This is a genomic window from Frigoribacterium sp. AC394, from assembly GCF_979258095.1.
The window spans coordinates 1,572,369-1,591,604 of record NZ_OZ409834.1; the positions used below are offsets into that span (position 1 = coordinate 1,572,369).

Annotated in this window: 15 protein-coding genes and 1 rRNA gene; 3 read left to right on the plus strand and 13 right to left on the minus strand. The window is 69.6% G+C overall.

Annotation, left to right across the window (positions count from 1 at the left end; translation table 11 throughout):
- Positions 1–477: 477 nt before the first annotated feature.
- The 6 genes from ACZZY9_RS07255 to ACZZY9_RS07280 form a co-directional block, all read right to left on the minus strand.
- A 16S ribosomal RNA gene (locus ACZZY9_RS07255) occupies positions 478–1,999 on the minus strand.
- Between the two features lie 838 nt (positions 2,000–2,837).
- Complete coding sequence (locus ACZZY9_RS07260) at positions 2,838–3,854, minus strand: YeiH family protein (protein ID WP_463463582.1); 1,017 nt, start codon at positions 3,852–3,854, stop codon at positions 2,838–2,840.
- Positions 3,855–3,884: 30 nt separating this feature from the next.
- The gene (locus ACZZY9_RS07265) at positions 3,885–4,655 is read right to left on the minus strand and encodes a fumarylacetoacetate hydrolase family protein (protein ID WP_463463583.1); all 771 of its coding nucleotides are present in this window, start codon (positions 4,653–4,655) and stop codon (positions 3,885–3,887) included.
- On the minus strand, positions 4,652–5,779 hold the full coding sequence (locus tag ACZZY9_RS07270; RefSeq protein ID WP_243215723.1) for a branched-chain amino acid aminotransferase: 1,128 nt from the start codon (positions 5,777–5,779) through the stop codon (positions 4,652–4,654). The genes ACZZY9_RS07265 and ACZZY9_RS07270 overlap by 4 nt, the downstream gene beginning before the upstream one ends.
- Positions 5,776–6,891, minus strand: coding sequence for a 3-isopropylmalate dehydrogenase (locus tag ACZZY9_RS07275; RefSeq protein ID WP_463463584.1), 1,116 nt, complete (start codon positions 6,889–6,891; stop codon positions 5,776–5,778). Before ACZZY9_RS07275 ends, ACZZY9_RS07270 begins: the two co-directional genes overlap by 4 nt.
- A gap of 66 nt (positions 6,892–6,957) precedes the next feature.
- Positions 6,958–8,487: an MFS transporter gene (locus ACZZY9_RS07280; RefSeq protein ID WP_463463585.1), complete on the minus strand. Its 1,530-nt coding sequence runs from the start codon at positions 8,485–8,487 to the stop codon at positions 6,958–6,960.
- Between the two features lie 147 nt (positions 8,488–8,634).
- Here ACZZY9_RS07280 and ACZZY9_RS07285 point away from each other — a divergent pair, with 147 nt between their 5' ends.
- Positions 8,635–9,198 carry a TetR/AcrR family transcriptional regulator gene (locus tag ACZZY9_RS07285; RefSeq protein WP_463463586.1) on the plus strand — a complete coding sequence of 188 codons (564 nt, stop codon included), beginning with the start codon at positions 8,635–8,637 and terminating at the stop codon, positions 9,196–9,198.
- 24 nt (positions 9,199–9,222) lie between these two features.
- On the opposite strand, the gene ACZZY9_RS07290 is transcribed toward ACZZY9_RS07285, so the two are convergent.
- From ACZZY9_RS07290 to ACZZY9_RS07310, 5 genes are all read right to left on the minus strand, one after another.
- Entirely contained in the window at positions 9,223–10,266 is a 1,044-nt protein-coding gene (locus tag ACZZY9_RS07290) for a lactonase family protein (RefSeq protein ID WP_463463587.1), read from the minus strand.
- A gap of 4 nt (positions 10,267–10,270) precedes the next feature.
- The gene (locus tag ACZZY9_RS07295) at positions 10,271–10,642 is read right to left on the minus strand and encodes a chorismate mutase (RefSeq protein ID WP_192061539.1); all 372 of its coding nucleotides are present in this window, start codon (positions 10,640–10,642) and stop codon (positions 10,271–10,273) included.
- Between the two features lie 88 nt (positions 10,643–10,730).
- On the minus strand, positions 10,731–11,150 hold the full coding sequence (locus ACZZY9_RS07300) for an organic hydroperoxide resistance protein (RefSeq protein ID WP_279293206.1): 420 nt from the start codon (positions 11,148–11,150) through the stop codon (positions 10,731–10,733).
- A gap of 2 nt (positions 11,151–11,152) precedes the next feature.
- Positions 11,153–11,788, minus strand: coding sequence for a GNAT family N-acetyltransferase (locus tag ACZZY9_RS07305; RefSeq protein ID WP_463463588.1), 636 nt, complete (start codon positions 11,786–11,788; stop codon positions 11,153–11,155).
- Positions 11,789–11,801: 13 nt separating this feature from the next.
- Complete coding sequence (locus ACZZY9_RS07310) at positions 11,802–13,088, minus strand: adenylosuccinate synthase (protein ID WP_463463589.1); 1,287 nt, start codon at positions 13,086–13,088, stop codon at positions 11,802–11,804.
- Between the two features lie 123 nt (positions 13,089–13,211).
- Here ACZZY9_RS07310 and ACZZY9_RS07315 point away from each other — a divergent pair, with 123 nt between their 5' ends.
- On the plus strand, positions 13,212–14,744 hold the full coding sequence (locus tag ACZZY9_RS07315) for a xylulokinase (protein ID WP_463463590.1): 1,533 nt from the start codon (positions 13,212–13,214) through the stop codon (positions 14,742–14,744).
- Between the two features lie 121 nt (positions 14,745–14,865).
- Positions 14,866–15,588 (plus strand): metal-dependent transcriptional regulator, encoded by a 723-nt coding sequence (locus tag ACZZY9_RS07320; RefSeq protein ID WP_463463591.1) that lies wholly within the window; start codon positions 14,866–14,868, stop codon positions 15,586–15,588.
- Between the two features lie 75 nt (positions 15,589–15,663).
- Here ACZZY9_RS07320 and ACZZY9_RS07325 read toward each other — a convergent pair whose 3' ends face one another.
- Both ACZZY9_RS07325 and yicI read right to left on the minus strand, forming a co-directional pair.
- On the minus strand, positions 15,664–16,842 hold the full coding sequence (locus ACZZY9_RS07325) for an ROK family transcriptional regulator (protein WP_463463592.1): 1,179 nt from the start codon (positions 16,840–16,842) through the stop codon (positions 15,664–15,666).
- A 55-nt stretch (positions 16,843–16,897) separates the two neighbouring features.
- Positions 16,898–19,231, minus strand: a complete 2,334-nt coding sequence (gene yicI / locus ACZZY9_RS07330) for an alpha-xylosidase (protein ID WP_463463593.1) — start codon at positions 19,229–19,231, stop codon at positions 16,898–16,900.
- Between the last annotated feature and the right edge of the window lie 5 nt (positions 19,232–19,236).

Below are 19,236 nucleotides of genomic sequence, written 5' to 3' on the forward strand. Positions count from 1 at the left end.
ACAAAGTTGCTGCCAGCCGAAGCCAGCAGCTCAGTGTTATCTCATTCGCCAACCACACCCCCGAAGGAGCGGGTTGGTCTAAGAAATTGCACTTAGTATCACAAACAACCACCCGACCCGAAGGCCAGATACTGTCTGCGACTAAGATGCTCGCGTCCACTGTGTAGTTCTCAAAATACGGGCGGGTCCCATACTCACCCTGCGAATAATGCAGGACTCATATGGCCCAGAGGAGTTCAACCCCCCACACCGAAGCGCAGGGAAGTTTGGTCCCTCAGGACCCAACAGCGTGCACACCCCCCACCTCAGACACCCTCACGTTCCAAACACCCGAAGATGTCGTACTGATGCTGATGCCCTCACCGGAGAGCCATTGTCAATGTTCCACCCATGAGCGCCAGCCGGAGACATTCGCTCCGAAACTGACTTGACCAGAAAATCCCTGTGTAAACAGCAGGGCTGGTACATGCTCCTTAGAAAGGAGGTGATCCAGCCGCACCTTCCGGTACGGCTACCTTGTTACGACTTAGTCCTAATCACCAATCCCACCTTCGACAGCTCCATCCCACAAGGGGTTAGGCCACTGGCTTCGGGTGTTACCGACTTTCATGACTTGACGGGCGGTGTGTACAAGGCCCGGGAACGTATTCACCGCAGCGTTGCTGATCTGCGATTACTAGCGACTCCGACTTCATGAGGTCGAGTTGCAGACCTCAATCCGAACTGAGACCGGCTTTTTGGGATTCGCTCCACCTTACGGTATCGCAGCCCTTTGTACCGGCCATTGTAGCATGCGTGAAGCCCAAGACATAAGGGGCATGATGATTTGACGTCATCCCCACCTTCCTCCGAGTTGACCCCGGCAGTCTCCTATGAGTTCCCACCATTACGTGCTGGCAACATAGAACGAGGGTTGCGCTCGTTGCGGGACTTAACCCAACATCTCACGACACGAGCTGACGACAACCATGCACCACCTGTATACCGACCTTGCGGGGCGACCATCTCTGGACGTTTCCGGTATATGTCAAGCCTTGGTAAGGTTCTTCGCGTTGCATCGAATTAATCCGCATGCTCCGCCGCTTGTGCGGGCCCCCGTCAATTCCTTTGAGTTTTAGCCTTGCGGCCGTACTCCCCAGGCGGGGAACTTAATGCGTTAGCTGCGACACGGAGACCGTGGAATGGCCCCCACATCTAGTTCCCAACGTTTACGGCATGGACTACCAGGGTATCTAATCCTGTTCGCTCCCCATGCTTTCGCTCCTCAGCGTCAGTTACGGCCCAGAGATCTGCCTTCGCCATCGGTGTTCCTCCTGATATCTGCGCATTCCACCGCTACACCAGGAATTCCAATCTCCCCTACCGCACTCTAGTCTGCCCGTACCCACTGCAGGCTGGGGGTTGAGCCCCCAGATTTCACAGCAGACGCGACAAACCGCCTACGAGCTCTTTACGCCCAATAATTCCGGACAACGCTTGCACCCTACGTATTACCGCGGCTGCTGGCACGTAGTTAGCCGGTGCTTTTTCTGCAGGTACCGTCACTTTCGCTTCTTCCCTACTAAAAGAGGTTTACAACCCGAAGGCCGTCATCCCTCACGCGGCGTTGCTGCATCAGGCTTGCGCCCATTGTGCAATATTCCCCACTGCTGCCTCCCGTAGGAGTCTGGGCCGTGTCTCAGTCCCAGTGTGGCCGGTCACCCTCTCAGGCCGGCTACCCGTCGTCGCCTTGGTGAGCCATTACCTCACCAACTAGCTGATAGGCCGCGAGTCCATCCTTGACCGAAATTCTTTCCAACTCCTAGCCATGCGGCTGAAGCTCGTATCCGGTATTAGACGCCGTTTCCAGCGCTTATCCCAGAGTCAAGGGCAGGTTACTCACGTGTTACTCACCCGTTCGCCACTAATCCCTGGAGCAAGCTCCAGTTCATCGTTCGACTTGCATGTGTTAAGCACGCCGCCAGCGTTCGTCCTGAGCCAGGATCAAACTCTCCGTAAAAGAAAAAACAGTCCAACCGGAATAGGCCGGAACTGCTGAATTTGATGCTGACCAAAGAACAAAACAATCTGACGATTGTTGTTGTCCATCAATCTCAAAGAAACCTAAACACCACTCACAACCCCACCGAACGGTGAAGCCACAAGCAATGCCAGGGTATAATTTGGCATTTGACAATGTGCACGCTGTTGAGTTCTCAAGGACCAAACGCACCAGAAACCCGACCTTATGAAGGCCATCGTCCGAGGCAGCTGTGAAACCTTAGCACCAGATTACAATCCGTAAAACCAGTGACAATCACTCCCGAAGAAGCAATCCGTTCCCGTGGGAACGAGGCACTAACCTACATCATGTTTTCCAATGTTGCAACTTGCTTGGTCCGAGGCCGTAATGGCAACTCGAGGACTTGGAAGCCGGTCACACTTGAGTTCCGGTGAGCTTCGCTCCGCCGAACCTTTGGGGTGACAAGAAAGAACCTTACACGGACAATCCGCCACACGTCCAAACCTCCACGCATCCCGGGCGTGTCGCCGCCCAAAACCCCGGAAACATCACGATCCCGCCCCAGAACGCCGCACACGGCGTCTCCGACCCGGTCGACGGAGCCGGCGGACGCCTCGACGAGGCCGTTCCCGCCGCACGTGTCGGCTCTGCGTCCGGGCAGGCGGACACACGGCTACCCGGCTACCCGGCTACACGGCTACCCGGCTACCCGGCTACCCGGCTACCCGGCTACCCGGTTACCCGGTTACCCGGCTACCCGGACATCGTGACATCCGGACACCGGGACACCGGGACACCGGGACACCGGGACACGATCGAAGCGTGCGACCCGGGACTACGCCAGCGGCAGCAGCTGGACCGCGCCGAGCGAGACGACCGCGATGAACAGCCACGACGCGAGACCGACGGCGACCGCGCGGCCGCCGGTCCGGACGAGCTTCTCGACGCGGATCCCGGTTCCGAGTCCGAAGAGCGCGAGTCCGAGCAGCACCGTCTGCGCCACGTCGGCCGCACCGATCACCGTCTCGGGGATCGGCAGGAACGTGCGGATGACCACGGCGATCAGGAACCCGACGACGAACAACGGGACGATCGGGGGTCGCGTACCCGCGCCTCCTCCTCGTCGGCGGATGACCACCGAGGTGATCGCGACCACGGGTGCCAGCATGACCACCCGGGTCAGCTTGACCACGACGGCGATGGCGAGCGCGGAGGCTCCGGCGGTCTGAGCGGTGGCGACGACCTGCCCGACATCGTGAACGCTCGCCCCGGTCCAGGCGCCGAACTGCATGTCGGTGAGCCCGAGCGCCGCGCCGATCGGCGGGAGGATCGCGATCGCGGCGGTTCCGCAGAGAGTGACCAGGGCGACGGGCGTCGCCGCGTCGCGCCCTCGATCCCGGGTGACCGCGCTCATCGCGCCGATCGCCGACGCGCCGCAGATCGAGAAGCCGGCCGCGAGGAGCAGCGGCTGATCACCCGGGAGTCGCGCCCACCGGCCGAGAGCCCATGTCACGAAGAACGTGGCCGCGAGGATCGCGATGACCACGACGATCGTCAGCCACCCCAGACCGGCGACGTCGACGAGGCTGAGCTTCAGACCGAGGAGCACCACTCCGATGCGGAGCAGTCGCTTGGCGGAGAGGGTCAGACCCGGAGCGAGAACACCGTCGAGAGCCGATCGAGCCTGCGGGATCTGCGCCACCACGATGCCGAGCAGCACGCAGACCGTGAGGATCGGCACCGCCGGAAGCACCAGATGCACACCCCACGCCAGACCCAGGGCGACCGCCGCGACCGCGACCCCCGGCACCCATGGGGCGCGTCGGCGCGCGATGTCAGGGGTCGAGGTCACGGGGGGGGGGGGGGGGGGGGGGGGGCCGGGTCAGACGCGGTTCTTGGCGGGGTTGATCAACGAGCCGATGCCCGAGATCGCGACCTCGACGGTCTGACCGGAGGTGAACGGGCCGATGCCGGCGGGGGTGCCGGTGAGGATCACGTCACCCGGCAGCAGGGTGAAGACGTCGGTCACGTACTCGATCAGCTCGGGGATCTTGTGGATCATCTGCATCGTCGACTCGCGTTGCATGACCTCGCCGTCGACGCGGGTCTCGATGGTCGCGTCGCTCCAGTCGAACTCGTTCTCGATGTACGGACCGAGCGGCAGGAACGTGTCGTAGCCCTTGGCGCGCGTCCACTGACCGTCGCTGTTCTGCACGTCGCGAGCCGTCACGTCGTTCGCGATCGTGTAGCCGAAGACGACGTCCTCGTAGTTCTCGGCCTTGACGCGCTTCGCGATCGAGCCGATCACGATGGCCAGTTCACCCTCGAAGTCGACCTGACCGACATCCGGCGGCAGCTGGATCGAATCGCCGAAGCCGATGACCGTCGTGTTCGGCTTGATGAACAGGAGCGGCGCCTCCGGAGGGGTCTGCCCCAGCTCGTCGGCGTGGTCGTGGTAGTTCAGGCCGACCCCGACCACCTTGGAGCGGGGGATGACCGGCGCGAGGATCTTCGCCGAACGCAGCGAGATGCGCTCGCCCGTGGTCTCGTACCCGCTGTACATCGGGTCGCCCGCGAGCACGATCAGCTCGCGCTCGTCGACGATGCCGTAACGGGGGTCTTCGCCGGGGGTTGCGAACCGTGCGATCTTCATGCGTCGAGCCTCGTCATCCATCCGTGAACATCGGGTCGCCGACCGTACTGGATGTCGGTCAGCTCGGCACGGAGCGACATCGTCAGCTCTCCGCCTTCGGCCGCGGGAGAGCCGATGTGCACGCCCTCGCCCTTCAACTCGGCGATCGGCACGACGACCGCGGCGGTACCGCACGCGAACACCTCGACGATGTCGCCCGAAGCCACACCGTCGCGCCACTCGTCGAGGGTGACCCGCCGACGCTCGACACGGTGCCCCCGCGCCTCGGCCAGTTCGAGGATCGAGTCGCGCGTGATCCCCTCGAGGATCGAGTCGCTGTCCGGGGTGACCAGGGTGCCGTCCCGCTTGACGAGCACGACGTTCATGCCGCCGAGCTCTTCGATGTAGTTGCTCTCGGACGAGTCGAGGAACAGCACCTGCTGGCAGCCGTTCTCGTAGGCCTCCTGCTGCGGGAGCAGGGACGAGGCGTAGTTGCCGCCCGTCTTCGCCGCACCCGTGCCTCCTTTGCCGGCCCTCGCGTAGTTCGTCGTCAGCCAGATCGAGACCGGCGAGACGCCGCCCGTGAAGTACGCCCCCGCAGGGCTCGCGATCACGTGGTAGGCCACCTCGTGGGCGGCACGCACACCGAGGAACGCCTCGGTCGCGATCATGAAGGGCCGCAGGTACAGGCTCGTCTCGGGGGCCGAGGGCACCCAGTCGAGATCGGCGCGGACCAGCTGCCGGACGGACTCGACGAAGTCATCGGTGCTCAGCTCGGGCAGGGCGAGCCGTCGTGCCGATCGCTGCAGCCGGCGGGCGTTCGCCTCGGGGCGGAACGACCAGACCGACCCGTCGGCGTGACGGTAGGCCTTCATGCCCTCGAAGATCTCTTGCGCGTAGTGCAGCACCGAGGCCGACGGGTCGAGCTGCAGCGGGCCGTAGGCGTGGACGGCCGCTTCGTGCCACCCGCCCTCGAGGCTCCAGCGGATGGTGACCATGTGGTCGGTGAAGTGCTTGCCGAAACCCGGGTCGGAGAGGATGACCTCTCGCTCGGCCGCATCGCGTGCGGTCGACGACGGCCTGAGGTCGAACTGCAGACCGAACCCGGACGAGGTGCCGTCGGTCGGAGCGTCGGTGGTGGTCATGATGCCCTTCGAGCAGAGGCGGAGGAGGACGCGGACGGCGCGGGGCCGGCGGTCTGCAGACGATCGACGATCGCCGAGCCGATCTCGGCGGTGGTGCGAGGGGCCGCCGAGGAGGCGCGGGTCGAGCGGTCGGCGATGTCGCCCTCGACCGCGCTCGTCACGCGTGCCGCGGCGTCGGGCAGCCCGAGGTGCTCGAGCAGGAGGGCGACCGAGAGGATCGCCGCCGTCGGGTCGGCCTTCTGCTGCCCGGCGATGTCGGGGGCCGAGCCGTGCACCGGCTCGAACATGCTCGGGAACACGCCGTCCGGGTTGATGTTCGCCGACGCCGCGAGACCGATGCCCCCGCTGACGGCGCCCGCGAGGTCGGTGAGGATGTCTCCGAAGAGGTTGTCCGTCACGATGACGTCGAACCGCGACGGGTCGACGACGAGGTGGATGGTGGCCGCGTCGACGTGCTGGTAGTCGACCGTCACGTCGGGGTACTCGGCCGCGACCGAGTCGACGAGCCTCTGCCAGAGGCCGCCGGCGAACACGAGCACGTTGGTCTTGTGCACCAGCGTGAGACGACCGCGCCGAGCGCGTGCCTTCTCGAACGCGAAGCGGACCACGCGCTCGACGCCGTGCGCGGTGTTCACGCTGACCTCGTTGGCGATCTCGTGCGGCGTGCCCTGGCGGAGGACGCCGCCGTTGCCGACGTAGGGGCCCTCGGTGCCCTCTCGGACGACCACGAAGTCGACCTGGCCCGGATCGGCGAGGGGCGACGGGACACCCGGGTAGACCAGCGTCGGACGCAGGTTGACGTAGTGGTCGAACGCGAATCGCAGCTTGAGCAGCAGACCTCGCTCGATGATGCCCCCGCGCAGACGCGGGTCGCGCGGGTCGCCGCCGACCGCCCCGAGCAGGATCGCGTCGTGCGACGACAGCGCCTCGAGGTCGTCGTCGGTCAGGATGTCGCCGGTCTCGAGGTAGCGGGCCGCACCGAGTCGGAACTCGGTCACCTCGAACACCGCGTCGTCGCCCGTCGCGGCGTCGAGCACCCTGAGGGCCTCGGCCACGACCTCGGGGCCGATGCCGTCGCCGGGAACGGCGGCGAGTCGGACGGTGCGCGACATGGGACTCCTCAGCGTCTCGGGATGGACCGGCACCACTTTACCCGTGCGCACCGACACCGCAGACGGTCAGTCGTGGGCCGACGCACGACGAAGAGACACCAGCGCCACCACGACGGCGACGACCATCACGCCGGCCCCGACTCCGGCGGTCGCTACGAGGCCCTCGTCGAACGCGTGGGTGGCCGCGTCGAGGAGGCGACCGGCGACGGGGGCGTCGAGGGACCCCGCTGCGGACACCGCGCCTCCCAGGGTCTCCCGGGCGGCGTCGCCGGCCTCGGCGGGGACCCCGTCGGGGATCACGAGGCTGCCCCGGTAGATCGCCGTGAGCATGCTGCCGAGCACGGCGGTGCCGAGCACGGCGCCGACCTCGTAGGCGGTCTCGGAGACGGCGGACGCCGCCCCGGCGCGGGCCGGCGGGACGGCCGCGATGATCTGATCGTTCGAGATCGTCTCGGCGGCCCCGACCCCCAGCCCGACGAGCGCGAACGCGACGACGAAGAGCACCACCGGCGCCTCGGCCCCCGACAGCCACACCGTCGCGTACCCGATCGCGGCGGACGCCAGCCCGGCGGCGACGATGACGCGAGGGGTCACCCTCCGGACGATCGGCACCACGATCAGACCGGCGACGATCATGACCGCGAGACCCGGCACGAGGGTCAGGGCCGCCTGGAGGGGCCGCAGCCCGACGACGAGCTGGAGGTGCTGCGTCGTGAAGAAGAGGAACCCGACCAACGAGAGGATGGCGAGCAGGTTCACGACGATCGAGCCGGCGAACACCGGGTTCGAGAAGAGCCGGACGTCGAGCAGCGGGCGCTCGCGGCGAAGCTGACGGCGCACGAAGAGCCAGCCCGACACGATCCCGAGGGCGGCCAGGGCCACGACGTCGACACCGGGGCCGTGCGTCGCCAGCAGTTTGATCGAGGCGACGACCGGCGCCATCGCCGTGAGCGAGAGCAGCACCGACACGGGGTCGAACGGCCCCGGCTCGGGATCGCGGCTCTCGACGAGCAGGATCGGGGCCAGCACCAGCAGCGGCACGAGCACCGGGACCGCGATGAGGAAGATCGAGCCCCAGGCGAAGTGCTCGAGCAGGATGCCGCCCACGATGGGGCCGAGCGCCGACCCGGCGGCGAACCCGCTCGCCCAGATCGCGATCGCCAGACGACGCTGGTCGCGGTCGAGGAACGTGCTGCGCAGCAGCGAGAGCGTCGCCGGCATGATCATCGCGCCGAAGAAGCCCAGCACGGCGCGAGCGGCCACCAGCGTTCCGGCGTCGGGTGCGAAGGCGGCCCCGAGCGACACGAGGGCGAAGCCCGAGGCGCCGATCAGCAGCAGCCGCCGGCGACCGAACCGGTCGCCCAGGGACCCCATCGCCACGAGCAGCCCCGCGAGCACGAGCGAGTAGACGTCGACGATCCACAGCTGACCCGCCGCGCTCGGACGCAGGGCGGTCGAGATCTCGGGCAGCGCGAAGCTCAGCACGGTGTTGTCGATCGACACGAGCAGCACCGGCAGCATGAGCACCACCAGGGCCGCCCATTGGCGGGTGCCGGCCCGGGTGGGCGTGCCGACGGCGGAGGAGGCGCGGATCATGGTGCGGGGTCGCTTTCGTGATGACTGGCGGGGCGGGGCGGACGGGGCCGCGGTGGAGTCGGATGGGATCGTCTGGCGTCGACGCGTGCTCGAGGCCGGAAACCGTCCAGACGGTACAGTAAACCGTCCGGACGGTACAGTATCAGAATGAGTCCTCGACCGTCGGCCCGCGAGAAGATGCTCGACGCCTTCGAACTGCTCGTCGTCGACGGCGGCGAACGTGCCGCCACGTTCGACGCCGTCGCTGCGGCCGCCGGCGTCTCGAAGGGCGGGCTGCTTTACCACTTCCCCAGCCGCGAAGCGCTCGTCGACGGCGTCGTCGACCGGCTCGCGGCACTCCTCGACGACGACGTGCACCGCATGACCACCGCGCCGGACGGGGCCGTCGACTACTTCCTCCGCAGCTCCTCGCCGCCACCCGTCGTCGCGGAGGCGCCCTTCGACCGCTGCATCACCACCGTCGCCCACCTCGCCTCGAGCGGCCAGTGGCCGCGTGCCGTCGACGCGCTCACCGACATGCAGCGGCGCTGGTACGACGTCGTGCTCGACGCGGTCGGCGACCCCGCCGTCGCGCGCATCGTGTCGCTCGTGTCGGACGGCCTCTACTTCGGACCTGGGCAGTCGACGGCCGCGTCGGGCGCGGTCGACCCGAACCGCGCCTCCATCGACGAGGTCATCGCGGTGCTGCGGCGCCTCTCCGACGCGCGCTGACGAGCGGAGCGCGCCAGACCTGCGTCAGCCGACGACGATGCAGGCGGGGCTGCCGATCGAGAAGACGTCGACGGGCGCGCCGGGCAGACCGGTCTCGGGGTCGAGCGGGAGCACCGACACCGTGTCGGAGGCCTGGTTCGCGCAGTAGAGCATGCCGGGGGTGATGGCGAAGTGACGGGGCCACTCACCACCGCAGGGCGCCTCGCCGACGAGGGCGAGGCGGTCGCCCTCGACCGAGAAGACGCTGATCGTGTCACGACCGCGCGTCGCGACGTACACCCGGCCGGCGTCGACCGCGACGTGCGACGGCAGGATGTCGGGAGTCGACGACGACCCCTCGAACACCTCGACCGAGTGGTCGACGACGAGCTTCTCGCCGACGCGACGGAGCACGTGCAGTCGCGCGTCGAGCTCGCCCACGACGACGAGCCGGTCGTCGAGCCACACGAGGTGCCGGGGCCCGGAGCCCGAGGGCAGGGGGTGGACGGCGATCTGCTCGGGGTCGAGCGTGATCGGGTCGACGACGTACTCGACGAGCCGGTCGGTGCCCAGATCGCTGACGACGATGGTGCCCCAGGGCGTCGGGGTGGCCTGGTGGGCGTGCGGGCGCTCCTGCCGATCGAGCACGGGGCCGTGCCCGACGGGCAGCGCGAGCGACCGAGTCACCCGGGCCGGGTCGGACGGGTCGCCGGAGAGCACGCCGATGCCGCCGGCCACGTAGTTCGCGACGACGAGGGCGCCCGACACCGGATCGACGACGAGATGGCAGGGAGAGGAGCCGCCCGAGGAGGCGCTGCTCGCGGCCACGAGGGAGCCTGCGGACACCGTGTACGACAGCACCCGGCCCTCGGCGGTCTCGGACGCCGCGTGCAGAGCCCCGTCGACCACGACGAGGAACGACGGGTCGTCCGCCTCGACGACCTGCGCGGCCTGCCACGGGACGCCCGGCGCCGGACGCTCGAGCACCGTGATGCCCGCACCGCGGCCGCCGCTGGTCGGCGTGTAGGAGCCGATGTAGAGGCGCTCGGGCGCGGGGACGGCCGTGCCGTCGAGGCCCGGGGTGCTCATCGCGTCAGCTCCGCCCGCCGGCCGCGGGGCCGGTCGGCTCGGTGCCGTTCGCGATGCGCTCGTGGTGGTGGATGACCTCGCCGACGATGAAGTTCAGGAACTTCTCGGCGAAGGCGGGGTCGAGGTGCGACTGCTCGGCGAGCTGACGCAGCCGCTGGATCTGGACGCGCTCGCGCTCGGGGTCGCTGGCCGGCATGCCCGCCGCGGCCTTCAGGTGACCGACCGACTGCGTGAACTTGAAGCGTTCGGCCAGCAGGTGGACCAGCGCCGCGTCGATGTTGTCGATGCTCTGCCGGATGCCGGTCAGTTCGTCGATCGCTGCCCGGTCGGTGCTGCTGAGGGGGCTGTCCGCCCCGAGGGGACTGTCGAGTGCCATTCACCGAGCCTAGCGAAGACGGCCCCCACGAGACCGAGGAGGCGCGCCCCGAGATCTCGGGGCGCGCCTCCTCGGCAGGGTGCTCGGGTCAGTCGACCAGGGTCAGCGTGACCTCGACGTTGCCGCGCGTGGCGTTCGAGTACGGGCACACGTGGTGCGCCGCGTCGGCGAGCTCTTGACGACGCTCGGGCTCGACGTTCGGGGTGTAGATGTCGAGCTCGACGGCCAGGCCGTAGCCGCCCTCGCCGTTGCCGCCGATGCCGACGCTCGCCGAGACGGACGAGTCGGTCGTGTCGACGCCGAGCTTCTTGCCGGCGCCGTGCATCGCACTGAGGAAGCAGGCGGCGAAACCGGCCGCGAACAGCTGCTCGGGGTTCGTGCCCTCGCCGGAACCGCCCAGTTCTTTCGGCGGACGGGTGTCGAAGTCGAGACGGTCGTCTTCGCTTCGGACGTGACCGTCACGGCCCCCGCCGGAAGCGTGGGCGATGGCGGTGTATGCGATTTCCAGTGTCATGGGAGCAAGCGTGTTCCACGAGTCTGGGCGCTTGCTGAGGAAGCAAGCCGCTGCTCGAGACCGGCCCGCACGCCCGGCCATCCGTCGACGAGGATCGAGTAGACGGCCGTGTCGCGCCACGACCCGTCGGCCCGACGCTGCATCCGCCGCTGCACGCCTTCGAAGGTCGCGCCGAGGCGGAGGATGGCCGCCCGCGAGCGGTCGTTCAGCACATCGGCCTGCAGCTGGATGCGGCCGAACCCGTGCTCGAAGGCGTGACCGAGCACGAGCAGCTTCGTCTCGGCGTTGACGCCGGAACCCCAGACCTCGGGCGCGTAGGCCGTCCAGCCGACGTGCGCCGACTCGTTCGTCAGGTCGAACAGCCCCAGCGTGGTCGTGCCGACGAGGGCCCCCGAGGAGGCGCTGCGCACCCCGAACACGCTCGCGGACTCCCACAGCAGGTAGCCCTCGACGAACCGCGCCCAGTCGTCGTAGTCGGTGCGATAGCCGGCCGGGCCACCGCCCCAGCCGCCCGCGAACACCTCGGGGCGGCCGATGGCGGCGTGCAGCTCGGGCAGATCGGAGCGTTCGAGCGGGCCCACCGTGACGAGTGAACCGGACAGGGAGGCGGGGGTCGGGCGACGCGCGGTCATAGGACTGGCCGGATCAGCCGAGCAGGTCGTGGCGGACGACGATCGCGTCGCGACCGGGACCGACGCCGATGGCCGAGATGCGGGCGCCGCTCATGGCCTCGACGGCGAGGACGTACTCTCGGGCCGCCTTCGGGAGGTCGTCGAAGGTGCGGGCGCCGGTGATGTCTTCGGTCCAGCCGTCGAACTCCTGGTAGATCGGCGTCGCGTGGTGGAAGTCGCTCTGCGAGACGGGCACCTCGTCGTGGCGGACGCCGTCGACGTCGTACGCGACGCAGACCGGGATCTTGTCGAGACCGGTCAGCACGTCGAGCTTGGTCAGCACGAAGTCGGTCACGCCGTTGATGCGCGCGGTGTAGCGCGCGATCGGGGCGTCGTACCAGCCGCACCGACGCGGACGGCCCGTCGTCGTGCCGAACTCGAAGCCGTTCGCCCGCAGGAACTCGCCCGAGGCGTCGAAGAGCTCGGTCGGGAACGGGCCCGCGCCGACGCGCGTCGTGTACGCCTTGACGATTCCGATGACGCGCTCGATGCGGCCCGGGCCGATGCCCGAACCCGTCGACGCGCCTCCGGCCGTGGCCGACGACGACGTGACGAACGGATAGGTGCCGTGATCGACGTCGAGCATGGTCGCCTGGCCGGCCTCGAACAGCACGATCTTGTCGGCCTCGAGCGCCTGGTGGATCTCGAGCGCCGTGTCGGCCACCATGGGCCGCAGCCGCTCGGCGTACGACAGCAGCGACTCGACGACCTCGTCGACCTCGATGGCCCGACGGTTGTAGATCTTGACGAGCAGGTGGTTCTTCTGGTCGAGCGCCGCCTCGACCTTCTGACGCAGGATGCCCTCGTCGAAGATGTCCTGGATGCGGATGCCCACGCGGTTGATCTTGTCGGCGTAGGTCGGGCCGATGCCGCGACCGGTGGTGCCGATCTGGCGCTTGCCGAGGAACCGCTCGGTCACCTTGTCGAGGGTGCGGTGGTAGTGCGTGATGACGTGCGCGTTGGCGCTGACCCGCAGACGGGAGACGTCGATGCCACGGGCGATCAGGGCGTCGAGCTCGTCGAAGAGGACCTCGATGTCGACGACGACGCCGTTGCCGATCACCGGCGTCACGCCGGGCGAGAGGATGCCCGAGGGCAGCAGGTGCAGCGCGTACTTCTGGTCGCCGATCACGACCGTATGACCGGCGTTGTTGCCGCCGTTGAACTTGACGACGTAGTCGATGCGGCTCGAGAGCAGGTCGGTGGCCTTGCCCTTGCCCTCGTCGCCCCACTGGGCTCCGATGATCACCACTGCGGGCATGGTTGCCTCCTCATGTCGGGGGAACGCACCGGCTGAGGTGCACTTGAGTCTATCGACAGCCTTCTCACAGCTGCCCGGCGACTGCACTGGCGCATTTGTGGTCTCGTACGACAAACTACGGGGATGAGTCTCGTCGCCGGGGTCGACTCCTCGACCCAGAGTTGCAAAGTCGTCGTCCGTGACCTGTCGACGGGCGAGCTCGTCCGGCAGGGCACGGCCAAGCACCCCGAGGGCACCGAGGTGCCGCCCGACGCCTGGTGGGAGGCGCTGGTCGCCGCGATCGCCGCGGCCGGCGGCCTGGACGACGTCGCGTCGATCTCCATCGCCGGGCAGCAGCACGGCATGGTCGCGCTCGACGCCGACGGCGAGGTCGTGCGCGACGCCCTGCTCTGGAACGACACCCGCAGCGCCCCCGCCGCCCGCGACCTGATCGCCGAGATCGGCGCCGACGAGTACGCCCGGCGGACGGGCACCGTGCCCGTCGCCTCGTTCACCGCCACGAAGCTGCGCTGGCTGCGCGACGCCGAGCCCGAGAACGCCGCCCGGGTCGCGGCCGTCGCCCTGCCGCACGACTGGCTGACGTGGCGGCTCCTCGGGTACGGGACCCGCGCCTCCTCGGCTCTCGGCCCCGACCTCGACGCCCTCGTCACCGACCGCTCGGACGTCAGCGGCACCTCCTACTGGAGCCCCACCGACGAGGGGTACGACCTCGAGCTGTTCGAGCGCGCCCTCGGGCGACCCGGGCGCGAGGCCGTCGGCGGCGATCGAGGTGACGCGTCCGGGGGCGTCGCGGCGGGCGAGGGGTCCGAGAGCGTCACCTCGACGACCGACGCGCGCGTCGTGCTGCCTCGCATCCTGCGGGCCGAGGAGGCGGCGGGCACGACGATCGCGCACGGCGCCGTCCCCGAGGGGATCGTCGTGGGTGCGGGTGCGGGCGACAACGCCGGCGCCGCGCTGGGGCTCGACGCCACCGTGGGCGACCTCGTCATCAGCATCGGCACGAGCGGCACGGCCTTCGCTGTGACCGACTCCCCCGTCACCGACCCGAGCGGCACCGTCGCCGGGTTCGCCGACGCCGCCGGCGGGTACCTGCCGCTCGTCGCGACCCTGAACGCCGCCCGCGTGCTCGCCTCGATCGGCTCGCTGCTCGGCGTCGACCACGACGAGTTCGCCCGACTCGCCCTCGCGGCCGAACCCGGCTCGGGCGGACTGTCGCTCGTGCCGTACTTCGAGGGAGAGCGCACCCCCGACCTGCCCGAGGCGACCGCCACCCTGGCGGGGCTGACCCTCGCCTCGACCACCCGCGAGAACCTCGCCCGCGCCGCCGTCGAGGGGATGCTCTCGGCCCTCGCCGACGGCGCCGCCGCCGTGCGCGACCAGGGCGTCGAGGTGCGCCGCGTGCTCCTGATCGGCGGGGCGGCCCTCAACCCCGCCGTCCAGGCCGTCGCCGCCCAGGTCTTCGACGTGCCGGTCGTCGTGCCCGAACCCGGCGAGTACGTCGCCGACGGCGCGGCCCGCCAGGCGGCCTGGGCCCTCTCGGGGAGCCGGCCCCGATGGGGGCTGTCGACCAGCGCCTCCTTCGATCCGGAGCCTCGGCCGGGCATCGGCGCCCGCTACCGCGCGGCCCAGGCGCTGGGATCGCTCACGCGCCCGTAGGCGTGCGGGCGGACGGGGTGCGGCGGGTTGCCGTCATCGGCGGCGGGTCAGCGCTGACCCGCCGCCGATGACGCGGACCCGCCGCACCTGGGGCCAGTGGAGGGCCACCTAGAATCGGGGCATGCCAACGGAAGCCGGGTCGGCGCCCTCCACGATGACCGAGAACTACCTCAAGGTCATCTGGAAGGCCGACGAGTGGGCCGTCGACGGCGACGCCACCGGCATCACGACGAACGAGATCGCGGCGACGCTCGGGGTCGGCGCCTCGACGGTGTCGGGCAACCTGCGGAAGCTCGAACGCGACGGCTTCATCGACTACGAGCCGTACCGCCGCATCGCCCTGACCGAGACCGGTCGCACCGTCGCCGTCGCCGTCGTGCGCCGTCACCGGCTGATCGAGACGTACCTCGTCGAACGCCTCGGCTACGGATGGGACGAGGTGCACGACGAGGCCGAGATCCTCGAGCACGCCGTCAGCGACCGCCTGCTCGAAGCCTTCGACGTCGAGCTCGGCCGACCGACCGCCGACCCGCACGGCGACCCGATCCCCGCGAGCGACGGCACCACCGTGCGCCCCGTCGCCCACCGGCTGGGCGAGTTCGCCGAGGGCGAGTGCGGCTACGTGGTGCGCGTATCGGACGACGAGCCCGAGCTGCTGCGCTACCTGAGCTCGCTCGACCTGCGGGTCGGCGCCCACGTGCGGATCGGCGAGCGCCGCGACTACGCGGGGTCGTTGCAGGTCGTCGTCACCGACGCCCACGACCTCCCCGTCGAGACGGTCGAGCTGGCAGGGCCGGCCGCCGCCTCGGTCTGGGCGAACTCCGAGCCGCACACCCACGTCTGACCCGGGGACGGCGGGCCGCTCGCGCACCCGGTCTCGGACCGGATCCGGCCGACACCGGGGGCTCCGGCGGGGCGGTCAGGGCAGACGGGTGCCGGCAGGATCGGCGAGGAGGCGCGCGAAGGCGAGCTCGGCGGCCCCGATCGTGAGACGGTCGGCCCCGAGCTCGGCCGGGACGATGCGCAGATCGTCGGCCGAGCCGGGCAGCGCCTGAGCGGTGACCCCGGCGAGCAGACGCTCCGGCTCGGCCGCGAGCAGCGACGCCAGGAACCCGCCCAGCACGATGAGGTTCGGATCGAAGACGTTGACGACGTTGCGGAGGGCGATCGCCAGGAAGTCGACCTGTCGCTGCACCTCGACCCGCGCCTCCGACCCCGGGGTCGACGCGACGAGCGCCGCGGCGAGCTCGTCGACCTGCGACCGGTCGAGACCGGTCACGGCCAGCAGCTCGGCCTGGCCGACCTCGGTCTCGAGGCAGCCGGTCGCCCCGCAGTGACAGAGTCGGCCGATCGAGTTCACGAGCGTGTGACCGAGTTCGCCCGCGTACCCGCCGGCTCCGACGAGCGGGGCGCCGCCGACGAGGACTCCCCCGCCGACACCGCTCGCCCCGCCGTTGAGGAACACCAGGTCGTCGACCCCGCGCCCGGCCCCGAAGCGCCCCTCGGCGAGGGCCGCCGCGGACGCGTCGTTCGCCGCGCGCGCCGGCAGACCGGCGGCGTCGGCGACGAGCTCGGCGAACGGCTCGTCCACCCAGCCGAGGTGCGGAGCCAGCCGGACGAGCCCTCCGTCGGCGCGGACGAGGCCGGGCACGGCGAGGCCGACCCCGACCTCCACCACCCCGGGCGACGCGGCGCGCAGCTCGTCGATGACCGAGGCGGCGACAGCCGCCGCGCCCCGTGCCGTCGGGATGCCGTCGGTCTCGTGGCGGATCCGCGAGCGGACGACGCCGTCGAGCCCGACCACCCCGACGGTCACGGCGTCGATCTCGGGATTGACGGCGTACGCGACGACGTCGCGGCTCGCGGCGACCACGGGGCTCGGTCGGCCGACCCGGGCGATGCCCACGGGGTCGGTCTCGACGACGAGTCCGCGCTCGGCCAGCTCGCCGACGAGGGCCGCGATGGTCGATCGGTTCAGCCCGGTCGCCTGCGTCAGCGCCGAGCGCGAACGCGGGCCTGCCGCATGCACGAGCCCGAGCACCGCCGACAGGTTCGTCTGGCGCACACCGTCGGCGCGCGCCCCGGGTTCGATCGTCACGTGGCCTCCTCGGCCGAGCGTACCGGCTCGCGGCACGGGGGCGGCAGGCGCCGCGTCAGTCCCAGCCGACGCCGAAGCGCTCGAGCTGCGGAGCCACGCGCGTCGACCCGGACGAGGAGGCGGTGGTCTCGACCGACAACGCGCCTCCTCGGCTCGTCACGACGAAGTCGGCGGACTCGCCGTCGGGTGTCGTCACGGTCACCGTGCGGCTGCCGTCGCCGCCGGGGAGCACCCGCAGCACGAGCCCGTCGAGGTAGTCGTGGTCGGGGCGGTCGTCACGCCCGCCCATCGGGATGACGGCGCCCTCGCGGACGTACAGCGGCAGGGTCAGCACCCCGTGGGTCTCGGTGCGCCAGACACCCGCGCCCGCGTCGACGACCTCGCCCGTGAACCAGTTCGTCCAGCGCCCGGCCGGCAGATAGACGTCGACGGTGCCGTCGGCCGAGAACACCGGCGCCACGAGCAGGTCGTCGCCGAGCAGGTACTGCGTGTCGACGTGCGCCGCACCCCGGTCGCCCGGGAACGCCAGCGCCATCGGCCGCATGACCGGCAGCCCGGTGCGGGTCGACTCGAGCCCCGCGGCGTAGAGGTACGGCATCAGCCGCAGCTTGAGCTTCGTGAAGACCCGGGTCACCTCGACGGCTTCGTCGTCGAACGCCCACGGCACCCGCACCGAGCTGCTGCCGTGGAACCGACTGTGGCTCGAGAGGAGACCGAAGGCCGTCCAGCGCTTGTAGACGTCGGGATCGGGCATGCCCTCGAAGCCGCCGATGTCGTGACTCCAGAACGAGAAGCCGCTCATCGCGAGCGACAGCCCGCCTCGCAGCGTCTCCGCCATCGACTCGAAGGTCGAGGTGGAGTCGCCGCCCCAGTGCACGGGCAGAGCCTGGCCGCCGGTCGTCGCCGAGCGCGCGAAGACCACGGCGTCGCCCTCGCCCCGGACCTCCTCGAGGACGTCGAAGACGGCCCGGTTGTAGAGCTGCGTGTACCAGTTGTGCATCCGCTCGGGGTCGGAGCCGTCGTGCCAGACCACGTCGGTGGGGATGCGCTCGCCGAAGTCGGTCTTGAACGCGTCGACGCCCTGGGCCTGCAGCCGACGCAGGTGACCCTGGAACCAGGCCGTCGCCTCGGGGTTCGTGAAGTCGACAAGCCCCATGCCCGCCTGCCAGAGGTCCCACTGCCAGACGCTGCCGTCGGGGTTCTTCACGAGGTACCCGGCGTCGGCCGCCTCGCGGAACAGCTTCGAGCGCTGCCCGATGTACGGGTTGATCCAGACGCAGACCCGGAGGTCGCGCTCGTGCAGACGCGCCAGCATGCCCTCGGGGTCGGGGAAGACCCGAGGGTCCCATTCGAAGTCGCACCACTGGAACTCGCGCATCCAGAAGCAGTCGAAGTGGAAGACGCTGATCGGCATGTCGCGCGCGGCCATCTCGTCGACGAAGGCGGTGACCGTCTCCTCGTCGTAGTCGGTCGTGAACGAGGTCGAGAGCCACAGGCCGTACGACCAGGCCGGCACGTGCGCCGGCCGACCGGTGAGCCGCGTGTACCGGTCGAGCACGTCGGCCGGGGTCGGGCCGGCGATCACCAGATAGCGCAGGGTCTCGCCCGCGACGGAGAACTGCACGCGCTCGACCGACTCGGAGCCGATCTCGTACGAGACGTGCCCCGGGTGGTCGACGAGGACGCCGTACCCGCGGTTCGTCAGGTGGAACGGCACGTTCTTGTAGGCCTGCTCGCTCGAGGTGCCGCCGTCGGCGTTCCAGACGTCGACGGTCTGCCCGTTCTTCACGAGCGGGCCGAAGCGCTCGCCCAGCCCGTAGACCAGCTCGCCGACGCCGAGCGACAGCTGCTGCGAGACGTACGACGGGGCGTGGTCCGTCGCCGTGCCCGGACGCCCCGCGCCCTTCAGCACGGCGCCGACCATGGCGCCGTCGATCCGCGCGTCGGGGGCCACCTGGTGGTAGCCCACCGACTTGGCACCCGACCGGGTCAGGACGGTGTCGCCGTCGCGGAAGACGAGGTCGAAGGGGCCGCCGCGACCCAGGGAGGCGGTGAGCCGACCCGAGGACAGCGTCGCGCCTCCTTCGGTCACCTCGGCGACGCCGACCCCGGCCGGGCCGCCCTCGGCGCCGACCAGGTCGAAGCCGGTCTCGTCGCGACCACCGGCGAAGTGCGTGACCTCGACGGCGATCACACCCTCCATCGGCGAGCTGAGACCGACGGTGAGCACCGGCCGGTTGAGCGTGTCGCCGCGGTGCGCGATGACCTTGGTGGGGGCCGTGACGACGAGCGAGCGCCCGTCGTCACCGGTCTCGACGTCGTAGACCTCCTGGCCGAAGAGGGAGGAGACGCCGGGACGCGTCTGCCAGAAGCCGTCGGTGAACTTCATGGGGT

Bases quoted from the DNA above. Each gene is read 5' to 3' on its own strand.
- ACZZY9_RS07265 (WP_463463583.1), bottom strand. From the start codon at position 4,655: ATGAAGATCGCACGGTTCGCAACCCCCGGCGAAGACCCCCGTTACGGC.
- ACZZY9_RS07270 (WP_243215723.1), bottom strand. From the start codon at position 5,779: ATGACCACCACCGACGCTCCGACCGACGGCACCTCGTCCGGGTTCGGT.
- ACZZY9_RS07275 (WP_463463584.1), bottom strand. From the start codon at position 6,891: ATGTCGCGCACCGTCCGACTCGCCGCCGTTCCCGGCGACGGCATCGGC.
- ACZZY9_RS07280 (WP_463463585.1), bottom strand. From the start codon at position 8,487: ATGATCCGCGCCTCCTCCGCCGTCGGCACGCCCACCCGGGCCGGCACC.
- ACZZY9_RS07285 (WP_463463586.1), top strand. From the start codon at position 8,635: ATGAGTCCTCGACCGTCGGCCCGCGAGAAGATGCTCGACGCCTTCGAA.
- ACZZY9_RS07290 (WP_463463587.1), bottom strand. From the start codon at position 10,266: ATGAGCACCCCGGGCCTCGACGGCACGGCCGTCCCCGCGCCCGAGCGC.
- ACZZY9_RS07295 (WP_192061539.1), bottom strand. From the start codon at position 10,642: ATGGCACTCGACAGTCCCCTCGGGGCGGACAGCCCCCTCAGCAGCACC.
- ACZZY9_RS07305 (WP_463463588.1), bottom strand. From the start codon at position 11,788: ATGACCGCGCGTCGCCCGACCCCCGCCTCCCTGTCCGGTTCACTCGTC.
- ACZZY9_RS07310 (WP_463463589.1), bottom strand. From the start codon at position 13,088: ATGCCCGCAGTGGTGATCATCGGAGCCCAGTGGGGCGACGAGGGCAAG.
- ACZZY9_RS07315 (WP_463463590.1), top strand. From the start codon at position 13,212: ATGAGTCTCGTCGCCGGGGTCGACTCCTCGACCCAGAGTTGCAAAGTC.
- ACZZY9_RS07320 (WP_463463591.1), top strand. From the start codon at position 14,866: ATGCCAACGGAAGCCGGGTCGGCGCCCTCCACGATGACCGAGAACTAC.
- yicI (WP_463463593.1), bottom strand. From the start codon at position 19,231: ATGAAGTTCACCGACGGCTTCTGGCAGACGCGTCCCGGCGTCTCCTCC.